Consider the following 21,382-nt stretch of genomic DNA (forward strand, 5'->3'; position numbering starts at 1 on the left):
GTTCGCGTCGCCGGTCAGGAGACCAGCGCCAACGCGCCGTCGACGCTGCCTCGCAGGATGTGGTCGAGGGCGTGGGGATCTGCGACGTCCACGGTGACGTGGTCTCGCAGGACGGCGAGGTCTTCGTGCGTCAACCAGCGGGGGGCGACGTAGTAGACGTCCACCTCGGGGAGACGCCGGGCGATCGTCTCCGGCGAGTCTGCCATCACGAAACCCCAGGCCTGGCCGCTCCCGTATTCATACGCAACGAGATGCTCGTGCATGTTCCAGCTCCTACCGTGACTACTGAGAGTCATCGGCATTCCACCGGCTCGTCTTGAGCGAGCGCCCGTTCTCCCACCGCATCCCGACCATCCGTGGCATGTGCTCCTGCCCGACGTACCCGGGGTCGCCGGCCACACTCGCCGACCCGAGCCCGATCTCGACCATCCGGCGCAGGTCCCACCCCGCCTCCGCAGCAGTCGTGAGGACGGCGCCCAGTGGGCGATGGAAGAACGTGACGAGCACCGCGCCGACCGGCTCGAGGCTCGAGGAGTGCTCGAAGTAGGGGCCCCAGCGCCACAACACCTCGCCGTCGGATTGGTCGATCACCGGGCCGGCCCCTCGGGCCGTGTAAGCCGGATGGTTGGCGACGACGACGAGCGACCCGCCGGGACGGACGACGCGGCCCGCCTCCTCGAACATCGTTGCGAGGTCCGGGAGATGCTCGAACACGAACACGGCGTATGCCGCCTCGATCGACCCTGTGCGGAGCCAGCCGAGGTCGGGGAGCCGGCACCGGATCACCGGGCCGACGGACCTGGCCTCGGAGAGCAGGGCGGGGGTCACGTCGCATCCGAGCACCGCAACTCCGGGAAACGTCGCCATGATGTGGCCTTCGCCGCATCCAAGATCGAGGACCCTTCCCCCGGGGTCTCCGATGAGGTCGTGGAGCATGGGGACCACGTCCTCGGAGTAGGACGGGTCGTCGACGCCCTCTCGCATCCACCATCCGGCCAGGGCCGCCCACTCCTCCGGGATCGATGCCGGGCCCGTCCCCGGAGGCGGTGCGCCGGACGGATCGTCCCTCATCCGGCGACACGGGTTGCAGGCGGCCGATCCTCGAGGGCGAGCGGTCCGAGGCTGGTGATCGCCGACCACTGGACGACGAGCAATATGAAGAAGCCGGGGCTGAATCCGATCGACGAGATCCAGGTCTGCGACACCGAAACCACCCAGATCGCCGCAAGGAACGGCAGGGCGCGGCGCCCGAGGTGAGCCGCCATCACCGCCAACGTGACGAGCACGACGGCGCCGTCGTGCGACATGGCGTGGAGGGACAACAGCACCATGCCCGGCATCGAGATCGCGAGGAGCACATCGAGCGGACGACCCCGGCTGCGCAGCCAGAGCCAGGAGAGCCCGAGCGCCGTTGCCGCCGCGAGACCGCCCCCGATGGCGATCGCAGCGGGAGCCCCGACGCCCAGGGCGTTCTCGAAGAACCCGACGAACGAAACCGCGCTGAACCCGTTCACCTCTGCGTCGAGGCGTCCGAAGTCCGACGCCACCCTGAGCCAATCGCCGACCCAGCCGGGTCCGACGAGCAGAGCGCCGAGTCCGTAGAAGAGCGCCGACCCTGCCGCCACCCCTGCGACGATCCGCCACCGCCTCGCCAACAGGAACAGCCCGGTCAGCGGGATGGCGAACTGCGGCTTGAAGAGGAGGAGCGAGAGGACCAGCCCGGCTGCACCGTCCCTGTCGTCGTGCGCCAGACGCCACGCGGCGACGACCAACAGAGCGGTGAGTGCCGTGTTCGACCCGCCGGTGACGCTCTTCAGCATCGGCCAGAACGTGAGCGAAGCTGCCAGCGCCGGGACGACCCTGCCCTGCAGCAGCGGAACCATCGGCCGGGCGAGGATCACCGCGGCCGCCAGGAATGCCCCCATGAGCAGCGAGTGGATGGCGTACGAGGCCGGGTACGGCAACTCGGCGAGCGGCCGGTACAGCAGCGCCACCTGGGGCGGGTACGCGAAGAAGCGCGCCTCTCCGGCGTGCTCCTCTCCCTGCAGGGAAGCTTGCGCCTCGACCTGGCGGTCGAAGCTCCACAGCTCGTCCCAGTCGCCATCGGCTGCGATGCGGCCCGCTCCGTAGAAGGCCGGGTAGTCCTCGCCCACGTCGGCGTCGGGGCGATCGTCGCCCGCCGCGCCGAAGGACACGAAGACGAGGCCGACGGCGAGGGCGGCGACGACGCCGAGCGAGTACGCCTGGAGGCGCCATGCCACCGTCTTGGATCCTCGATCGTCATCCACGGAGACCAGAGGGGATCCTCCCGTGTTCGAATGATGGAAACGTAGCGGGAGTATCGGCCGGCGCCGCGCCACGATGAAGCCGGCTGTCGCTCGATCGACCTAGTGATCGAGCAGGTCGCGCAGGAACTTGCCCGTGTAAGACTCCGGAACGGCCGCGATCTCCTCGGGCGTGCCGGCCGCAACGACGAAGCCGCCCTCGTCACCGCCCTCCGGGCCGAGGTCGATGACCCAATCCGCCGACTTGACGACGTCCAGGTTGTGCTCGATGACGACGACGGTGTTGCCGGCGTCGACGAGGCGCTGCAGCACCCCGAGCAGCTTCCTGATGTCCTCGAAGTGGAGGCCGGTCGTGGGCTCGTCGAGGATGTAGAAGGTGCTCCCGGTCGAGCGTTTCCCGAGCTCGGACGACAACTTGACCCGTTGTGCCTCACCCCCGGAGAGCGTCGGGGCAGGCTGGCCGAGCTTGACGTAGCCGAGGCCGACGTCGTAGAGGGTGCCGACGATCCGGGCGATGCGCGGCTGGTTCTCGAAGAAGGCCATGGCCTCCTCGATCGACATCTCGAGCACGTCGGCGATCGAGTGGCCCTTGAACTTCACCTGGAGGGTGTCCCGGTTGTAACGACGGCCCTTGCAGGTCTCGCATGGCACGTAGACGTCGGGCAGGAAGTGCATCTCGATCTTGATCGTGCCGTCGCCCTTGCACGTCTCGCAGCGGCCCCCGGCAACGTTGAACGAGAACCGTCCAGGCTTGTAGCCGCGCATCCTGGCGTCGGGAGTCGCCGCGAAGAGCTCTCTGATGCGATCGAACGCCTTGGTGTACGTGGCGGGGTTCGATCGCGGTGTCCGCCCGATCGGCGACTGGTCGATGTCGATCACCTTGTCGATGTGATGCACACCCATGAGCTTGCGGTGCTTGCCGGGCTGCGCCCGCGAGCCGTGCAGCGCGGCGTGGAGGCTCCTCGACAAGATCTGCTCGACGAGCGACGACTTACCGCTGCCCGACACGCCCGTCACGGCGACGAGCTTGCCGAGCGGGAACCCGACGTCGATGCCTTTGAGGTTGTTCTCGGAGGCGCCGACGATGGTGATCGACTGTCCCGACCCGTTGCGGCGGACTTCCGGCAGCGGGATGGAACGCCTCCGCGCCAGGTAGTCGCCCGTGATCGACCGCGGCTCGGCGATGATGTCGTCGAGCTTGCCTTCGGCGACGATGCCCCCGCCGTGCTCTCCTGCGCCGGGACCGATGTCGACGATGTGGTCGGCAACCCGGATCGTCTCCTCGTCGTGCTCGACCACGATGAGCGTGTTCCCGAGGTCCCTGAGTCGCAGCAGCGTCTCGATGAGCCGGTGGTTGTCGCGCTGGTGGAGGCCGATCGACGGCTCGTCGAGGATGTAGAGGACGCCGACGAGACCGGAGCCGATCTGGGTGGCGAGGCGTATCCGCTGAGCCTCGCCACCCGCCAGGGTGGCCGCCGAGCGCATCAGGGTGAGATAGTCGAGGCCGACGTCGACGAGGAACGCCAGGCGCGATCTGATCTCCTTGACGACGAGGCGGGCAATCGCCCACTCCCTGTCCGAGAGGGCGACGTCGTCGAAGAAGTCGATCGTCTTGCGAAGCGGCAGCGACGACAGGTCGAAGATGCTCCTACCCCCCACGGTCACCGCCAGCGACACCGGGTTGAGCCTTCCTCCTCCGCATGCCGAGCATGGCACCTCGGCCATGAACTGCTGGTACGCCTCTCGGGCGCTCTCGGACTCGGCGTCCCGGTAGCGGCGCTCCAGCCATGGCACCGCTCCCTCGTACGATGCGGTGTACTGCCTGCGCCTCCCGAATCGGTTCTGGTAGCGCACCGTGTAGTGGCCGGCGGCGTCGCCCTCGAGGATCAGCCGGCGTTGGGACGGCGTCAGCGAGTGAAACGGGGCCTCCATGTCGATGCCCTCGGCTTCGGCGACGGCGCCGAGCAGTCGCTGGTAGTAGCGCATCCGGTGCCGTCCGGCCCAGGGCGCCACCGCTCCGTCGGCGAGCGACTTGTCCGGCTGGGGCACGACGCGGTCGGGATCGACCTGGTAGCGGGTGCCGATGCCGCTGCACACCTGGCATGCCCCGTACGGGCTATTGAACGAGAAGTTCCTGGGCTGCAGGTCTTCGAACGAGAGGCCGCACTTCGGGCAGGCGAAATGCTGGCTGAACGTCAGCGGCGCCCCGTCGACGATGTCGATCAGGGCGACGCCGTCGGCGAGGCGGAGGGCGGTCTCGAGCGAATCCGTGAGCCGGCGCTCGATCCCTCGCTTGCTGACGAGCCGGTCGACGACGACCTCGATGGTGTGCTGGAAGTAGCGGTCGAGCTTGATGTCCTCGGTGAGGTCGCGCACCTCGCCGTCGATGCGAGCCCGGCTGAAGCCGTCTTTGGCGAGGTCCTTCAGCAGCACCTCGTACTCGCCCTTCCTGCCGCGCACCATCGGGGCCAGCACCTGGAAGCGGGTGCCCTCCGAGAGCGCCAGCACCTGGTCGACGATCTGCTGCGGCGTCTGGCGCGTCACCGGGGTCCCGTCGTTCGGGCAGTGCGGGATGCCGATCCTGGCGAAGAGCAGTCGCATGTAGTCGTGCACCTCCGTGACCGTGCCGACCGTCGAGCGCGGGTTCCGGCTGGCGGTCTTCTGGTCGATGGAGATGGCAGGCGAGAGGCCCTCGATGAAATCGACGTCCGGCTTCTCCATCTGCCCGAGGAACTGCCTGGCGTACGCCGAGAGGCTCTCGACGTACCGTCTCTGCCCCTCGGCGTAGATGGTGTCGAACGCCAGAGAGGACTTGCCGGAGCCGGAGATGCCCGTGAAGACGATGAGCTGGTCGCGCGGCAGCTCGAGGTCGATTCCCTTGAGGTTGTGCTCACGAGCGCCGCGAACGACGATCGAGTCGATGGCCACCGTGTCCTCCGCCTGCGGTTCCTGCCGCTGCCGTTCCCTGCGCAGCGCCGGGAGGCCCGGAGTGTAGTGACGGCCTGTGACAGGAATTACATCGACGTACTTCGCCGCGCCGCCGGGCGTGGCGCGGCGTCGTAATCTCCGCGCCGCATCCGCCACTTGACCCGGAGCACCTCCCACAGCGTGGTCAGATACGACACGGCGGTGACCCTGGTGTCCGGATCGTGGATCCAACGTGTCGGAACCTCGACGAGCGCGTACCCGCCTCGCCGCGCCAGAGCGAGGATCTCGACGTCGAAGCCCCACCCGTCGATGACGCTCCGGCCGAACAGGTCGTCTGCGGCATCGCCGGAGAAGAGCTTGAAGCCGCGCTGCGAGTCCCGGACGCCGCTCAGCACGAGACGCTGGATCATCCAGTTGCCGGCCCGGCCCGCCACTGAGCGAACGGCAGACTCCCCTCGCTCGACGTGCTCGCCTCCTGCGATCGACCCGAAGGCGACCCCGCGGCCGCCGGCAGCCACGAGCCCCTCTTCGAGCTTCGTGAGCTCCGCCATCGGGGTGGCTCCGTCGGCGTCGGCGAACAGGCGCAGGTCGCCGGTGGCCGCCAGCATGCCGACGCGCACCGCCTTCCCCTTGCCGGCGTTGCGATCGAGCCGGATCACGCGCAGTGCGGGCAGACGACCGCGGAACGCCTCGGCCGCGGCGGCCGTGCCGTCCGTCGATCCGTCGTCGACGACGATCACTTCGACGGAGCGACGCTGCCGTCCCGCGAAGTCGACGATGGATTCGAGCGTCGGCGGCAATCGCTTCGCCTCGTTGTACGCGGGAACGACGATCGACAGGTCCGTCACGAAACAGCCTCGGTTCTGGCGGCGGCGGTCACTGCGACCCCGCAAGCAACCGCCATCGTCACGATCGCCAGCGGACTGAAGCCCGTGATCCCGTCGAGCAGCTCGGCCGCACCCAGGACCCAGAAACCCGCCAACAGGGCACCTCGGCCCGTCGCCGTTGCAACGAGAGCAACCGGGAAGAGCAGCAGGCCGACCTCGTAGTAGAGCGGCTGCGGAGTGACGGCGACGAGCGCCGCGGCGGCCACCGCATGACGCCAGACGACCAGGTGGGGCCGCCACCGCCAGAAGGCGGCGGCCGCCAGGCCCACTCCGATGGTCCACACCCACCCGGCGAGCGCCGCGGCGCCGCTGTCGGGCGCCAGGTGCGATACGAGACCCGGCAACGAGACGAAGAGGCCCCCGTTGGCGGCGACGTTCTCGTCGGCGAAGCTCGACGCGTTGCTCCACCACTCCGATGGCCAACCCCAGCCGGAAACCGCCGCGCCGACAACGTAGAGAGCGACGCTCGCCGCCAGCCACCCCCGAAGCACGCGCCATCTCCCTGCCGCCATCACGAGCAGGGCCAACGGCACGCCGAACTGGGGTTTGTAGAGGAGCCCGGCGACGGCGACTCCCGCCAGCTCCGGCCTGCCGACCTGCTCGAGCCGGGCGGCGGCGCACAACAACACCAGGGTGAGGGCGGTGTTCTGGCCGCCGATGACCGCCCGGAGCATCGGGTAGAAGAACAGCGCGATCGCGAAGGACACCCGCGGGTGACGGGCGATGAACGGTACCCAGGCAGACGCCAACCTGACCGCCAGGCCGAGCGCCGCCACCATCAGCAGTGTGTGGAGCGCAACGGACCAGTTGTACGGCACGACGGCGAGGGCGGCGTAACCCGCCGCGGCGAACGGGGGGTATGCGAAGTACAGGTAGCCGTTGGGGTCCTCGAGCAGGCCGCGCTGCTCCGTGGCCTGGCGCGCCGCGTCGTAGAGGATGGCGCCGTCTCCCTCCACGACGATCCGTCCGGCTCCGTAGAACGCCGGGTAGTCGCCCCCGACCTGCCCGGAGGCGTCCGACCCGCTGGCCACGGCGGCCACCACGACGACGGCGACCAGCGTCGCAGAGACGATGGCGGCGTAGCGCTCCAGCCTTGCCGCCAACCCGGCCGCAGCCGTCGGCTGGGTGGTCTCGTCCGTGTGCTGCATGACCGTCCCAAGGTGTGGTGGGTGCCTTCGAGCGTATATCGGGCGATCGGCAGGCGGGCTGAATCATCCGCTGCCGACCGGCATCACCTGACCGATTCAGAGAGGTCCCGCAGCTCGCGCTTCAGCTCGTTGATCTCGTCCCGCAGCCTGGCGGCGTACTCGAAGCGCAGCTCGGCGGCGGCTTCGTGCATCTCTTCCTCGAGGCTCTGAACGAGCCTGCGCATGTCGTCCATCGGCAGCTCGAGCGGGAGGCGCTCTCGGACCTCGCGGGCCCTGCGCTCGGCAGCGGGAGCGGCACCCGACTGGACGAGGTCGAGTATGTCGGAGACGCGCTTGCGGATGGTCTGCGGATCGATGCCGTGCTCCTCGTTGAACCGGCGCTGCCGCATGCGCCGCCTGTTCGTCTCGTTGATCGCCCGCTGCATCGAGTCGGTCACGTTGTCGGCGTACATCACCACCTGGCCCTCGACGTTCCTGGCGGCCCGGCCGATCGTCTGGATCAGGCTGGTCTGCGAGCGGAGGAAACCCTCCTTGTCGGCGTCGAGGATCGCCACCAGCGAGACCTCGGGGAGATCGAGGCCCTCGCGCAACAGGTTGATGCCGACCAGGACGTCGTACTCACCGAGCCGCAGGTCGCGCAGGATCTGGACCCGCTCCAGTGTGTCGATGTCGGAGTGCAGGTAGCGAGCCCGCACTCCGAGCTCGAGCAGGTAGTCGGTGAGATCCTCGGCCATCTTCTTCGTCAGCGTCGTGACGAGCACCCTCTGGTCACTCTCGGCCCGCATCCTGATCTCCTCGACGAGGTCGTCGATCTGGCCCTTGGTCGGCCTGACGACCACCTCGGGATCGACGAGACCCGTCGGGCGGATGATCTGCTCGACGACCTGAGTCGACACGTCGAGCTCCCACTGGGCGGGCGTCGCAGACAGGAGCACGACCTGGTTGGCGCGCTCGTACCACTCGTCGAACGTGAGCGGCCGGTTGTCGAGCGCCGATGGAAGGCGGAAGCCGTGCTCGACGAGCACGTCCTTCCTGCTCCTGTCGCCTGCGAACTGCCCGTGGATCTGCGGGATCGTGACGTGGCTCTCGTCGATGACCATGAGAAAGTCGTCGGGGAAGTAGTCGAGGAGGGTGTACGGCGGCTCCCCTGCCGAGCGCCCGTCGAGGTAGCGGGAGTAGTTCTCGATGCCGGAGCAGAAGCCGACCTCACGCATCATCTCCATGTCGTAGGCGGTGCGCATCCTGAGGCGTTGCGCCTCGAGTAGCTTGCCCGACCTCTCGAGCTCGCCGAGGCGCTCGTGCAGCTCGACCTCGATGCCGGTGATCGCCTTCTCCAACCGATCGCGGCTCGTCACGTAGTGGGTCGCCGGGTACACCCACAGCTCGCTGAGCTCGTCGATCACCTCCCCCGTGAGCGGGTTCATCTGGATGATGCGCTCGACCTCGTCCCCGAAGTACTCGACGCGGAAGATCGTCTCCTCGTAGGAAGGGAACACCTCGAGCGTGTCACCTTTCACGCGGAACCGGCCCCGCACCAGGTTCACCTCGTTGCGCTCGTACTGGATGTCGACGAGGCGACGCACCGCGAAGTCGAGCGGCAGCTCCACACCCCGCACGAGCCTGAGGAGCTGACCTTGGTACTGCTCGGGTGAGCCGAGCCCGTAGATGGCCGACACCGAGGCGACGATGACGACGTCCCGGCGCGTCAGCAGCGCGGCGGTGGCGGAGTGGCGGAGCCGGTCGATCTCGTCGTTGACGGTCGACTCCTTCTCGATGTACGTGTCCGTCTGCGGGATGTACGCCTCAGGCTGGTAGTAGTCGTAGTAGCTGACGAAATACTCGACCCGGTTCTCCTTGAAGAACTGGCGAAACTCGTTGGCCAGCTGGGCGGCGAGCGCCTTGTTCGGGGCGAGCACCAGGGTCGGCTTCTGCACCTGCTCCACCACCCATGCAATGGTGGCCGACTTCCCCGAGCCGGTGATCCCGAGGAGGGTCTGGAAACGGTCGCCTCGCTTCACGCCCTCGGAGAGGCGCGCGATCGCCTCGGGCTGGTCGCCCGCAGGCGCGAAATCGGACTCCACCCTCAGTGCCGGCATCGACGTGGAGCGTACCCGGTGGGTGCGACAAGAACGGCGGGCCCTCAGGCATCTCCCGAGACGTCGCGCCACAGGGCCTCGACCTGGCGGGCCAGGCCGTCGAGCGAACCGTCGTTGCTGATGACACGGTGCGCCCTTCCCAGCCATTCGGCCCTCGTCGGCTGGCTCGCCATCCGGTGCCTGGCGTCTACCTCGCCGATGCCGCGATCGAGCGCCCGCGACAGCCGGACGTCGTCGGGGGCGTCGACGAGGACCTCCACCCACCCGTCTCCGACGAGATCCGCCGCAACGGGCAACTCGACGGCGACCGGCACGTCGCCGGCGTCGGCCACCCTGCGGGCGATCTCGGCAGCGATGTGCGGATGGGTGAGCTCCTCGAGCCGTTCGAGCTCCTCGTGGTCGGAGAAGACGATCCCAGCGAGCGCCGCCCTGTCGATGCGACCCGCCGACACCGCCTCGGGCCACTCGGCGGCCACCGCTGCGAACGCCGGGCCGTCCGGCTCGAGGACGGCGTGGCCGATCCGATCCGATTCGATGACGACGACTCCCTGCGCCTCGAGCATGGCGGCCACTGTGCTCTTTCCCGAGCCGATCCCGCCGCGGATGGCGATACGGACGGGGCGCCGAAAGGTCGAGCCGGGCATGCGGGCGACTGTACCCTTGCAGGCATGCTGGCCACCCGTCCGGCCTGGGAGAACCGGCTCGACCGCATGGGGTCCGGGCTGTTCTGGGTGTCGTTCACGGCCGGCGCCGTGGTCACGCTCGCAGGGGGTCTGTCCGCAGGCGAGATCCTCTCGGCCGTCCTCACCGGCGCCTATGTCGTCGTGATGCAGGTGGCGCCTCGCCGCTACCGGAACCTCACGATGGTGGGGGAGCTCCTCGCCATCGGCGGCGTCGTCATCTCGCTGATCGCCATCTCGCTGACGGGCGGGATCACCAGCCCGTACGTGTTGTTCGCGGCCACGCCGACGTTCTTCGCCTCCGCCTTCCTCGGCAGGCGGATCGGGTTCGAGACTGCCCTGCTCTCGTCGCTCGGACTCATCGTCGTCCTCATGGCGCTCGACCAGGAGCTCCTCACCACCCAGCTCCTCCAGACGATCCTCCTGTACCTGCTCATCGCCCTCACGTTCTCCCAGGCCCGTCGGATCCTCATCGAAGAGGGCGCCAAGTCACGAGCCGCCACGCTGCGAACCCAACGGCTCGAAGCAGCCAACTCGTTGCTGTCGAGCCTGTCCGAGCTTGCGAACTCCGCCGAGCTGAACCCGATGACGGTCGGGTACGCCGCCTTGCGCGACCTCGCCAACGCGGTGCCGATATCGGCAGGAGAGGTGTCGATGCGCGACGACGAAGGGTCTGTCGTCGTCGCCAGGCGCGGCGAGCCTGACCCTTCCTCGCAGCGGCTCGTGCTGCCGATGGACGTCGCCGGCAGGAACCTCGGCGACGTCGTGCTCTGGGCCGAGCCCGGGTCGACGCTCGTCGACCACCGCGAGACCATCGACAACGCCATGCGGCCGGTCGAGCTGGCGTTCGACAACATCCGGCTGCTCCAGCAGATCGCCCGGCGGGCCGTTGCCGAGGAGCGCACCAGGGTGGCTCGCGAGCTGCACGACGAGATCGGGCCGTCACTGGCGTCGCTCGGCCTGACCATCGACACGCTGATGCTCCAGCCGGATGTGGGCGGGCACACGGCCCACCAGCTCGAGCAGATCCGCAGGCACGTCACCAGCCTCGTCGAGGAGGTGAGGGGCGCAGTGTCCGACCTGAGGCACGAGAGTGTCTCCAGCATCGTCCAGCACACGCACCGACTGGCCGCCGAGCTGAGCAGCGACGGCCCCGGCATCGACGTCGACATCAACGAGCGCCGCCCGCCGCGCGGTCAGATCGCGACTGAGATCGCAGCGATCCTCACAGAGGTGGTGCGCAACGCGGTGGCGCATGCCGACGCCACACTCATCAAGGTGGGCGGCTACGTCGACCGCGACCGGGGCAGCCTCGTGGTCGAGGACGATGGCGTCGGCTTCGACACGGACGCACGGCCGAGAGGCCACTACGGGCTGATCGGGATCCAGGAGAGAGCGTCCGAGGCGGGTGCCAAGCTCGAGATCGAGTCGCATCGCGGCGTCGGAACATTGGTTAGGTTGTCGTGGGGAAGTTGAGGACACATGACGTTCCGCATCGTCATCGCCGATGACCATCGCCTGCTCCTGGAGGGGCTGAGCCAAGCGCTCGACAGCATCCCGGACATCAGCGTGGCCGGCCTGGCGTCGAACGGCCAGGAGCTGATCACGGCGATCGAGGAGCACACGCCCGACGTGCTGCTCGTCGACATCGAGATGCCGGTCATGACGGGACTGGCGGCTCTCTCGAACGTCACGGATCCACCGCCGGCGATCGTCGTGACGATGCACACCGATGAGGAGCAGAGGCGCAGGGCGGCTGCGGCCGGAGCGGTGGGGTTTCTCTCCAAGTCGACTCCGCTGCCCGACCTCGCCGCCGCGATTCGCGCCGTGGCGAGGGGGGAGACGCTCATGGATCCGGCCGCGCTGTCCGAAACGCTCGACCGGCACCGCGCCCCCGTGCTCGACGCTGGAGCGGCTGCGCTCACCGCACGGGAACGAGAGTTGCTGAGGCTTCTCGCCTCCGGCGTCAGCAGCACGGAGGACCTGGCCGACCGTCTCTTCATCTCCCAGAAGACGGTGAAGAACCACCTCGCCAGCATCTACGAGAAGTTGGCGATCACGGACAGGGCACAAGCGGCCGTCGAGGCCATCAGGCTCGGCTTACACCGTGATCAGACGTCCTGACGGCGCTATGATCACCCGAAATGCGCCCTGACCTGGGTGTCTGCATTTGGGTCGCACGGCCTATTGAGTCACGGAGCGTGTTCGCCGATATTTGCTAACGGATCACCCTGCCAACAGGAGGTAAGAACCAGATGCTTCGCATGTGGACGGCCCTTCAGAGCCGACTCGTACGGAACGAAGAGGGAGCCAGCCTCGTGGAGTACGCACTCCTCGTCGCACTGATCGCAGTCGTGGCAATCATCGCCATCACCGTGGTTGGTAAGAAGGTTTCCAACAACTTCGACAGCATTGCCCAAGAGCTGTAAAGCTGCAGGCAAGAACTCGGAGAGGGCGCCCACCGGGGCGCCCTCTTCGCGTTCTGGGTCTCGGATCGGCTCGATCCCCTACCTGGGGCGATTAGGTCGAACGACCCATGTCCCCACGGTGGCGGCCCCGTTACCGTGAGTGACGACAAGGAGCCGGATCGGCCCGTATGCGCCCCGGAGGGCCGAGACGGGCCGATGAGCGTGATCGCCAGGGGGCGGCGAGAGCACTGTGTGGGAAAGGTGGGCGTTCGATGGCACGGATCCGCTCGTTCATCGCGGATGAGAACGGCGCAAGCCTCGTCGAGTACGCCTTGCTGGTAGCGCTCATCGCGCTCGTGGCGTTCGTAGCGGTCGCCACACTCGGCAAGAGCGTCTCGAACTCCTTCGACAGCATGGGCCAGGGCCTCCCCTGAGTCCGCCCATCCCCTGACCCTCATCGCGGCCTATGAGGGCGCTTCGTAAACCGCAAAGTGGTCGTCGCGGTACGCCGCAAGCCAGTAGGCCTCCACCAGGGCGTGTTCCAGGCGGGAGTCGACGGCCACGATCGCCTGGTTGAGCCCATATCGGGCGAACAGCGCCTCCCAGCCGCGTCCCGCCTGTGCTTCGAGCACTGCACGCATCTCGCCCGCTCCGTAGAGCTCCGCCCTGTCGTCGATGAGAACGCGCCGCCCCGGCCATTCCTGGTAGATGAGCAGTCCACCCTCGCCGATCCCGTGGAAAGCGGGACCGGCACCGAGAGCGGCAATGGCATCCCGTGTGGGGAACACGGTTGGGCTCAATCCCACGGGCCGGAAGAGACCGAGCGCCACGATGAAGAACAGGGCACCTGCAACCGCGACATTGAGGACGCGACTCTCAGACGTCGCCCGCCCGGCACGGGACGGCACCGCAGCCGCCGCGAACGGAGCAAGCACGATCACGGCGGGCATCAGGTTGCGCACCGCAGTCATGCCGAAGGCGGCGAACGGGACGATGACCCACAGGTCCCGGCTCTCGACATCCCGACGCGCCAACCCGATGACCACCAACGTCACGACGATGAAGAACGGCCACGTCCGGTGGTCGGTCAATGACGGTCGCTGCCACTCCTCGATGAGGTCGAGCGCCTCCCGGTTCGTCGCGAAGTCGACGATGATCCCCCAGAGCGCAAGCCCGTGCGCCGTGAGCGACACCCCGATCGCCGAGAGTCCCAGCGCGACGGCGGCCCGCCCCGAACGGCGCTGTACGGCGACCAGCGCGATGAATCCGAGCCCGATGACGAACGAGCCGTGCACGCATGCCCACAGCCACAGGATGGGCGGGAGCGCCCACCACTGTGGGCGGGCGCGGTCCGATGCGAGCACGACGAGCGCCATGAGCGGGAAAGCGAGCGCGGCCGGGCGGGGAAACGAGAACGGCACGGTCATCCACGCCACGAGGAGCATCCCGACGACCATGCCCCCATGGCCGGACCGGCGTCGGCGCATCGTGATCCCGACGAGCGCCACGGCGCACGCCATCGAAGAGAACACCACCCAGGGCGCCCATCCGATGCCGCCGGCGGCTCGCTCGAGGGCGCCGTAGCCGAGCTCGGCCAGCCAGGACTGGGTGCGCCACGGCTCGCCGCTGTGGGTCAGCGAGAAGGGGTCGGAGCGGAGCACCTCGCCGGCATCGAGTTGAACCGTGCCGGCCCGGACGTGCCACAGGAACGAGTTGTCGGTGAAGACCCGGGTCGCCGACCACGCCAGGACGATGAACGGCACGCCGAGCCAGAGCCTGCGTAGGGTGAGAACCGATTCCCGCACCGATGGCTCCTCGACAGCCGCGTCGTCCCGGCCGTCTTCACCGACGCCCGGCTGTGACGTTACCGCGGCGAGGCGCCGCGGTGGGGTCATCGTGAGCTCGCCGCAGCCACAGCCGTTCGCCCGGAGGGAACGCTACAGGTTCAGGTTCTGGACGATCTGCACGGCCGCCGGGCCGAGGAGCACGACGAAGATGCTCGGGAAGATGCAGAGCACGAGCGGGAAGACCATCTTCACGGGAGCTGCGAACGCTCGCTCCTGAGCCTTCTGGCGCCTCCGCACCCTGATCTCGTCTGCCTGCACTCGAAGCATCCGAGAGATGGAGACACCGAAGGCGTCCGCCTGGTTCATCGACAGGATGAAGCTGTTCAGGTCCTCGACGTCGGTCCGCTCGGCGAGTGACCTCATGGCGTCGTGGCGGCTGACACCGACCCTGGTCTCCTGGAGCATCCGCGAGAACTCGTCGGAGAGCTCTCCCGGGACGTTCTGGACGACGCGACCGAGTGCGGCCTCGAACCCGAGGCCCGCCTCGACGCTGATGACGAGGAGGTCGATGATGTCCGGGAGGTCGTGCTCCATGGCGCCCCGCCGCTCGTCGATCCTGCGGCTCAGGATGGCATCGGCACCGAAAACGCCCATGAGGAGGAACAACCCTCCGACGACGAGCTTCTGGAGCCCCGGAAGGAAGCCCTGCACGGCGACCCAGGCGACGATGCCGCCGATCGTCGTGAGGACCCGAAGCGCGGCCCACGAGTTGGCGTCGACGCGGGGGAACCAGCCGGCCACCTGGAGGCGCCGGTTGACTCGTGCCGCCCAGCCCTGGGGCGTGAACCGCATCGCGAAGCGTCCGACCCTCTGCACCATCGGCGCGACGGCGCGCTGCGCGAAGTCGGCCTGGAGCAGCTCCTCACGGGATTGAAGGCTGAGGAGGCGGCCCCGCGTCCTCTCCCCCGCCCGCACGACGCCGAGCCCGACGTACCACGCCAGGGCGGCGGCGGTGATGGACACCGACATCACGGAGATGAGCAGGTAATCCATCAGACGTTCACCTTCACGATCTTGTTGAGCCAGACGATGCCGGCGACGAGCATGACGAGGGCGCCGACGACGGCGATGATGCCGCCGGTGTTCCTGAAGAGGGGCTGGAGGTAGGTCGGATTCGTCAGGTACAGGAAGGCGAACAGCCCGAACGGCAACCCTCCGAGCACCATGGCCGAGATGCGGCCTTCAGCAGTGAGCGCCTTCATCTCACGCCGCAGGCGGTTGCGCTGCAGCATCGTGTTGGCAGCCGTCTGGAGCACCTCCGCCAGGTTGCCACCGACTTCGCGCTGGATGCTTATGGCGAGCACGGCCCACTCGAAGTCGACCGAGCCCATGCGGGTGGCGACGTCGGTGAGGGCGTCGACCGGCGAGCGACCGAGTCGCGTCTCGCTCATGGCTCTGCCGAACTCCCGGGCCGTCGGGTCTGCCGCCTCGGAGGCGACCGCCTCGACCGCCTGCAGGAGCGAATAGCCGGCTCGCAGCGATGTCGAGATCAGGTTGAGGGTGTCCGGAAGCTGCCGCTCGAACTTCGACCGCTCCCTGCCTGCAACCATCTGGACCGTCATCCCGCTCAGCACCATCGTGACGACTGCGGCGATTGCCGCGACGAGCAGGCTCCTGGCGAAGAGCCCGCCGACGATCCCGACGATGAAGGCGATCCCGATCATGCCGGCGATCGCCTCGCCCGGCCGGAGTGGCAAGTTCGCCTGCGCCAGCGCGGTGTCGATCACGTCGAGCAGGCCGCGTTGCTCGGCGACGCTCTCCGCCTGGTTCACGAACCGGCGGAGCAGCGGGAAGTTGGCCAGCCGTCCCCGGTCCTCCCTCTGACCGGAGTAGGCGCCCAGCCTGCCCTGCAGATCGCGCTCGACGGCCTTGTTCGGCCCGAACAGGAGCACGATGAGCAGGAACAACGCCACCGCCGCCCCGATCGAGCCGAGCAGGACGAACGAGGTGTTCGGGTCTCCCGAACCGGCGTCCTGGGCGAACGCAGGGGCGGAGGTCATCACGACCGCCCCGGCGATCACCAATGCGATTGCTGTCAGTCGTTTCACGGTCATCGCCTCGCGAACGGCTCCGGCTCGAAGAGGTCGGCCGGCAACTGGATGCCGAAGTTCTCGAGGTGGTCGCTGAAGGTCGGGCGGATGCCCGCAGCCTTCAAGTGGCCTCGATACATGCCGTTCTCGTCGATCCCCATGCCGTAGTCGAACAGGAAGAGGTCCTGGGTCGTGATGATGTCGCCTTCCATGCCGGCGACCTCGGTCACCTGGGTGACGCGCCGTGTGCCGTCGCGGAGCCGGTGGAGGTGGACGATCAGGTCGACGGCCGAGGCGACCTGCTCGCGGATGGCCCGCACCGGGAGGTCCATGCCCGCCATGAGCACCATCGTCTCGATTCGGGCGAGGGTGTCACGCGGCGAGTTGGAGTGGATCGTGGTGAGCGAACCGTCATGGCCGGTGTTCATCGCCTGGAGCATGTCGAGGGCTGCCCCGTCACGAACCTCACCGACGACGATGCGGTCGGGCCGCATACGCAGAGAGTTGCGAACGAGGTCACGGATGGTCACGTGGCCCTTGCCCTCCAGGTTGGGGGGACGGGCCTCGAGGCTGAGGACGTGCGCCTGGTTGAGCCGGAGCTCGGCGGCGTCCTCGATCGTGACGATGCGGTCGTTCTCCGGGATGTAGCTGGAGAGCACGTTGAGCAGCGTCGTCTTGCCGGAGCCGGTGGATCCGGAGACGATCACGTTCAGGCGACCCTGGACGCAGCGGCGCAGGAAGCCGGCGGTCTGATCGGTGAACGTGTCGTTGGCGACGAGGTCGTCCGTCGTGAACGGGTCGACGGCGAACTTCCTGATCGTCAGGAACGGGCCGCCGATGGCGAGCGGATGAACGACCGCGTTGACGCGGGAGCCGTCGGGGAGGCGGGCATCGACCATTGGGGTCGACTCGTCGATGCGCCTGCCGACCTGTCCGACGATCTTCTCGATGATCCTCTCGAGGTGGGTGGCGTCGACGAACTTCGTGTCGGTGCGCGTCAGCTTGCCGAACCGCTCCACCCAAACCGAGTGCGGCCCGTTCACCATGACCTCAGTGATGCTGGCGTCGCTCAGGAAGGGATCGATCGGCCCGTATCCGAGGACGTCGTCGGCGATCTCCTGGAGGAGTTGGAGACGGTCGGCCCGCGAGAGCGGGACGGACTCTTCCTGGTCGAGAGCCCACTCCAGCATCTCCATGACGCGCAGCTTGAGCTCGGCGTCGGACATCTGGCGGTCGTACAGCGTCGGGCCGAGGCCCTCGACGACCTTGTAGTGGAGCTTGCGACGCAGCTCCTGCCGCATCTCTTCGCGGTGGTGACCGTCGACGGTCACGTCTGCGGCCTTGGCGGCTCGCACTCGATCCGCAAGACTCATTTGGAGACCCCTATCGTCCTGGCTTGGCAGCGCTCGGGAATGATCGATCGAGGGGCCGGCCCTCGCTCGTGAAACGCTGCGACTACTTACCTGTTACCGAACCATCGGCGCTTCGCGCCGTCGTCTTCAGCATCATCTTCTCCGGACATTTCGCCGTCGACGACCAGCCTGGCCACCGACCGCAGATCCCTGGCCACCCGCGACCGCGGGTACATCGACACCACCGGCTCGCCCTCGTTGACGGCGCGCGGCACGAGCTTGTCCGACGAGATGGCGGCCATCACCTCGAGCCCGAGCGAGCGCTCCAGCTCGTCGATGTCGAGCCGGGCCTTCGAGTTGACCCGGTTGAGAACGAGCTTGATCTTCTCGAACGGGAACTTGATGAGGCGGAGGGTGTCGAGAGCGAGCTTGGCGTTCTTGACGCTCGGCAGGTCCATGTCGACCACGAGCAGCACGGCGTCCGAGCGCTCCAGGATCGACAGCACCGGCTCATCGAGGAACGGTGCCGTGTCGATGACGATGTAGTCGAACATGCGCTTGAGCATGCCGATGGTCTTGACGACCACCTGGGTGGACACCTCGTCTGCGAGTGACGGCTCGAGGGGCGCTGAGAGCACCTTCATCCCGCTCGAGTGGGTCGCCAGGAGGCTGTACAGGAGCTCCTCGTCGAGCTTGTCGATGTCCCTGGCGACGTCGACGATCGTGTGCTTCGGGTCGACCTGGAGTGAGATGCAGATGTCGCCGAACTGCAGGTCGGCGTCGAGGATGACCACGCGGCCGGGGTCGCCCCACATGGCGAGGGTGAGGGCCGTGTTGGTGGTCGTCATCGTCTTGCCGGCGCCGCCCTTGGGCGACATGATCGTGACGACCTTGCCGATCTTGCGCCTCGCCACCGCCTCGGGGGCCTGTCGCTGCGAGAGCTGGACCACGACCCCGAGGGCCTCTTCGATCTTGCTGACCGTCAGCGGAGACTCGATCACGTCCTTGATCCCTGTCCGCAGCGCAGCCCGCAACAGATCGGTGCTCATCGTCTCCGCCACCATCACGATCGGAAGAGAGGGGCGGACGTCGAAGAGCTGAGACACATCGGTGACCCCCGCCTCGTGGGCGAAGGCCGGTCCGATGACGGCGATGTCGATCCCTTCCTCGGTGAGCCGGCGCTGGGCGTCTGTGATGTTGCGGGCGCTGTAGACCTTGTGGCCGTTCAACAGCCCCCGCGCTCCATCAACGAACGCGTCGTCGGTGTCGACGAGGAGGATCGAATACGTGCCGGCGTCAGTTGCCAAGCGACTCTCCCAAAAGCCTCAGCTGCTCCTCGATGCGGTCGAGCAAGGCGAACAGATCGTCCACGAGGACGCCCTGTGCCTCGAACTCAGTGTACGGCTCGTCCTTCGGCAGGAGCGAAAACGCCACGGACGTGTACTGACGCGCGAACTCGATCTTCTCCGCCTGCTCGGGCGTGACTTCGAGGACGACGACTTGGGCGCCCTGTGGCTCGAGCCCGACGCCGAGCGGCGCGTCCCTCGTGTCAGGGCCGACCGCGAGCACCTCGAGGTCCTGCAGCACGGTCTGGGTGAACTGCAGCGAGTTCGGGATCGTATCGGCGAAGGCCGCCAGAGGATCCACCGGCTGGCCGGTCTCGTCGACCTCACCCTCGCCTTGCTCGCCCTGGGTCTGGCCGAGGCCGCCACCGAACACGAGCTCGCGGAGCTCGGCGTCCTGGAAGAGCTCGACGAGCTGGGTCAGCTCGACGGATGCCGAGGCGAGCAGATTGACGCGGTCGCCCGGGCGGATGAATCCACCCACCGATGCCTCTTCCTCGGGCCGGATCGAGATGGCGACCTTGCCCGCCGGGATCGACTCGGAGAGCGACACCGACGCCTCGGACAGCGTCACGAACATCTCGGACGTGATGAGCTGCTTCGCCGAGATCGGGCCGGCTGTGAGGCGGGCCTCGAGGGCGGCCTGCAGGTTCTGCGGGTTGTTGTCGCAGAGCGTCTGGTCGTCACCGGGGTCGACGACGCCGAAGCAGAGGATGGTGGAGCCCTCGAATGCGACGTCCTCGGCGAGGGCCGTGCCCTCTTCGATGAAGTCTGGGATGGTCAGCGTCTCGCCAGCCGTCCCCGCAGGGATGAACTGTGCTGCACGATAGACGCGCACCTCGCGCAGGCCCTCACGGAGGTCACCTTCGACACCCGAGAGGTACTGCCATATCGAGAACGCAGACACAGCGGCGAGCGCCAATGCCACCACGAGGACGATCGTTCGTTTGCCCATTTCAGTTGGCCCTTCCGGTCAGAGATACACGCGCACCACACGACGGTGTCTCGACGACCTCGGATGTCCGGGCCAGCAGCGAGTAATGGCAGACCGGAAGACCGGCCGGGCCGCTAGTTGCGGCCGATGCCTTTCTCTTTGAGCTCCTGGAGGATTGCCTCCAGGGACGCGTCGGCACTGAATGAAGGTTCGGGGGCAGCTTCTTCTTCACGTTGAAACTCCCGCCGCTTCGGGCGTGCCGGCTGAGTACTGCGTTTGTCGTTCCACGTCGAGCGTTCCTCCCATTCGGGGAGTGCCTGTTTGATGGACAGGCTCACTCGACGTCTGTCGGCATCGATCTCGGTCACCTTTACACGGACTTGTTGCCCGATCGAAAGTTCCAACTCCGGGCTCTCGACGTGGTGAACGGCTATCTCGGACACGTGGACTAGTCCCTCGACGCCTTCACCGACGGAGACGAAGGAGCCGAATGGAACGGTCTTGGTGACCATGCCGTCGATGATCGAGCCGACCTCTACATCTCTGGCGAACTCGTCCCACGGATCCTCACGGGTTTGGCGGATCGAGAGCGAGATGCGCTCTCGGTCGCGGTCGACCTCGAGGACGCGAACCTGGACCTCGTCGCCGACGTTGACGACCTCGCCGGGGTGGCTGACGTGCTGCCAGGACAACTCGCTCACGTGGACGAGACCGTCCATCCCGCCGAGGTCGACGAATGCGCCGAAGTTGACGACGGAGGACACGACCCCGGGGCGGATGTCCCCGGGCTCGAGGTCGGCGAGGAACGCCTGGCGCTGCTCGGCCTGCGCCTCTTCGAGGTAGGCACGTCTCGAGAGCACGACGTTGTTGCGGTTCTTGTCGAGCTCGATGACCTTGGCCTCGATCGCCTCCCCCACGTAGGGGTTCAGGTCACGGACCCGGCGGAGGTCGACGAGCGAAGCGGGAAGGAAGCCTCGCAAGCCGATGTCGACGATGAGGCCGCCCTTGACGACCTCGATGACCGGCCCGCTCACCGTGCCGCCCTCGTTCATCACCTGCTCGATGCGACCCCAGGCACGCTCGTACTGGGCGCGCTTCTTGGAGAGGACGAGCCGCCCTGACTCGTCTTCCTTCTGGAGCACGAGGGCCTCGAGCTCGTCGCCGACCGCCACGACGTCCGATGGGTTGGCCGTGTTGCGGATGGAGAGCTCGTTGGACGGGATGACGCCCTCTGACTTGTAGCCGATATCGACGAGAACCTCGTCGGGGTCGACGCGAACCACCCGTCCGGCGACGATGTCGCCCTCGTTGAACTGGAAGACGGTGCGATCGACGGCCTCGGCGAAGTCGTCCTCGCTGAGCTCGTCTGCGACGTCACCGATGTCGCGGGGCGCGGTGATCGCCGGCCTCTGCGAGGTGACCGTGAGCGGCTTCTCGGGCTCCG

Annotated in this window: 19 protein-coding genes; 4 read left to right on the forward strand and 15 right to left on the reverse strand. The window is 67.6% G+C overall.

From position 1 onward, the window contains the following. Window positions 1–14 precede the first annotated feature (14 nt). The 8 genes from VGC47_05800 to coaE form a co-directional block, all read right to left on the reverse strand. Complete coding sequence (locus tag VGC47_05800) at window positions 15–263, reverse strand: hypothetical protein (protein HEX9854805.1); 249 nt, start codon at window positions 261–263, stop codon at window positions 15–17. A gap of 19 nt (window positions 264–282) precedes the next feature. Beyond that, entirely contained in the window at window positions 283–1,071 is a 789-nt protein-coding gene (locus VGC47_05805) for a methyltransferase domain-containing protein (protein ID HEX9854806.1), read from the reverse strand. After that, window positions 1,068–2,288 (reverse strand): glycosyltransferase family 87 protein, encoded by a 1,221-nt coding sequence (locus tag VGC47_05810; protein HEX9854807.1) that lies wholly within the window; start codon window positions 2,286–2,288, stop codon window positions 1,068–1,070. Before VGC47_05810 ends, VGC47_05805 begins: the two co-directional genes overlap by 4 nt. A gap of 99 nt (window positions 2,289–2,387) precedes the next feature. Beyond that, window positions 2,388–5,213: an excinuclease ABC subunit UvrA gene (uvrA, locus tag VGC47_05815; GenBank protein HEX9854808.1), complete on the reverse strand. Its 2,826-nt coding sequence runs from the start codon at window positions 5,211–5,213 to the stop codon at window positions 2,388–2,390. A gap of 86 nt (window positions 5,214–5,299) precedes the next feature. Beyond that, window positions 5,300–6,061, reverse strand: a complete 762-nt coding sequence (locus VGC47_05820) for a dolichyl-phosphate beta-glucosyltransferase (protein ID HEX9854809.1) — start codon at window positions 6,059–6,061, stop codon at window positions 5,300–5,302. Further along, window positions 6,058–7,248, reverse strand: a complete 1,191-nt coding sequence (locus VGC47_05825; protein HEX9854810.1) for a glycosyltransferase family 87 protein — start codon at window positions 7,246–7,248, stop codon at window positions 6,058–6,060. Before VGC47_05825 ends, VGC47_05820 begins: the two co-directional genes overlap by 4 nt. An 83-nt stretch (window positions 7,249–7,331) precedes the next feature. Then, window positions 7,332–9,344: an excinuclease ABC subunit UvrB gene (gene uvrB / locus VGC47_05830; GenBank protein ID HEX9854811.1), complete on the reverse strand. Its 2,013-nt coding sequence runs from the start codon at window positions 9,342–9,344 to the stop codon at window positions 7,332–7,334. Window positions 9,345–9,388: 44 nt separating this feature from the next. Further along, window positions 9,389–9,988, reverse strand: coding sequence for a dephospho-CoA kinase (gene coaE / locus VGC47_05835; GenBank protein ID HEX9854812.1), 600 nt, complete (start codon window positions 9,986–9,988; stop codon window positions 9,389–9,391). 24 nt (window positions 9,989–10,012) lie between these two features. Here coaE and VGC47_05840 point away from each other — a divergent pair, with 24 nt between their 5' ends. The 4 genes from VGC47_05840 to VGC47_05855 all read left to right on the forward strand — a co-directional run bounded on the left by VGC47_05840 (window position 10,013) and on the right by VGC47_05855 (window position 12,866). Continuing rightward, the gene (locus VGC47_05840) at window positions 10,013–11,500 is read left to right on the forward strand and encodes a histidine kinase (GenBank protein ID HEX9854813.1); all 1,488 of its coding nucleotides are present in this window, start codon (window positions 10,013–10,015) and stop codon (window positions 11,498–11,500) included. A 6-nt stretch (window positions 11,501–11,506) separates the two neighbouring features. Then, window positions 11,507–12,148, forward strand: coding sequence for a response regulator transcription factor (locus tag VGC47_05845; GenBank protein HEX9854814.1), 642 nt, complete (start codon window positions 11,507–11,509; stop codon window positions 12,146–12,148). 140 nt (window positions 12,149–12,288) lie between these two features. Next, window positions 12,289–12,453 carry a Flp family type IVb pilin gene (locus VGC47_05850; GenBank protein HEX9854815.1) on the forward strand — a complete coding sequence of 55 codons (165 nt, stop codon included), beginning with the start codon at window positions 12,289–12,291 and terminating at the stop codon, window positions 12,451–12,453. 251 nt (window positions 12,454–12,704) lie between these two features. After that, window positions 12,705–12,866 carry a Flp family type IVb pilin gene (locus VGC47_05855; protein HEX9854816.1) on the forward strand — a complete coding sequence of 54 codons (162 nt, stop codon included), beginning with the start codon at window positions 12,705–12,707 and terminating at the stop codon, window positions 12,864–12,866. 30 nt (window positions 12,867–12,896) lie between these two features. Here the strand turns inward: VGC47_05855 and VGC47_05860 are convergent, their stop codons facing one another. The 7 genes from VGC47_05860 to rpsA form a co-directional block, all read right to left on the reverse strand. Then, a complete protein-coding gene (locus VGC47_05860) occupies window positions 12,897–14,327 on the reverse strand; it encodes a hypothetical protein (GenBank protein HEX9854817.1) in 1,431 nt (476 codons plus the stop codon). A 42-nt stretch (window positions 14,328–14,369) separates the two neighbouring features. Beyond that, entirely contained in the window at window positions 14,370–15,272 is a 903-nt protein-coding gene (locus VGC47_05865; GenBank protein HEX9854818.1) for a type II secretion system F family protein, read from the reverse strand. Continuing rightward, window positions 15,272–16,327 carry a type II secretion system F family protein gene (locus tag VGC47_05870; GenBank protein HEX9854819.1) on the reverse strand — a complete coding sequence of 352 codons (1,056 nt, stop codon included), beginning with the start codon at window positions 16,325–16,327 and terminating at the stop codon, window positions 15,272–15,274. Before VGC47_05870 ends, VGC47_05865 begins: the two co-directional genes overlap by 1 nt. A gap of 2 nt (window positions 16,328–16,329) precedes the next feature. Then, entirely contained in the window at window positions 16,330–17,682 is a 1,353-nt protein-coding gene (locus VGC47_05875; GenBank protein HEX9854820.1) for a CpaF family protein, read from the reverse strand. Window positions 17,683–17,768: 86 nt separating this feature from the next. Continuing rightward, a complete protein-coding gene (locus tag VGC47_05880) occupies window positions 17,769–18,968 on the reverse strand; it encodes an AAA family ATPase (protein HEX9854821.1) in 1,200 nt (399 codons plus the stop codon). Further along, window positions 18,958–19,959 carry a Flp pilus assembly protein CpaB gene (gene cpaB, locus VGC47_05885; GenBank protein ID HEX9854822.1) on the reverse strand — a complete coding sequence of 334 codons (1,002 nt, stop codon included), beginning with the start codon at window positions 19,957–19,959 and terminating at the stop codon, window positions 18,958–18,960. Before cpaB ends, VGC47_05880 begins: the two co-directional genes overlap by 11 nt. 113 nt (window positions 19,960–20,072) lie before the next feature. Then, window positions 20,073–21,338, reverse strand: a complete 1,266-nt coding sequence (gene rpsA / locus VGC47_05890) for a 30S ribosomal protein S1 (GenBank protein HEX9854823.1) — start codon at window positions 21,336–21,338, stop codon at window positions 20,073–20,075. Between the last annotated feature and the right edge of the window lie 44 nt (window positions 21,339–21,382).

The sequence above is a fragment of the Acidimicrobiia bacterium genome (assembly GCA_036396535.1).
Lineage (GTDB): Bacteria > Actinomycetota > Acidimicrobiia > Spongiisociales > UBA5794 > DASWKR01.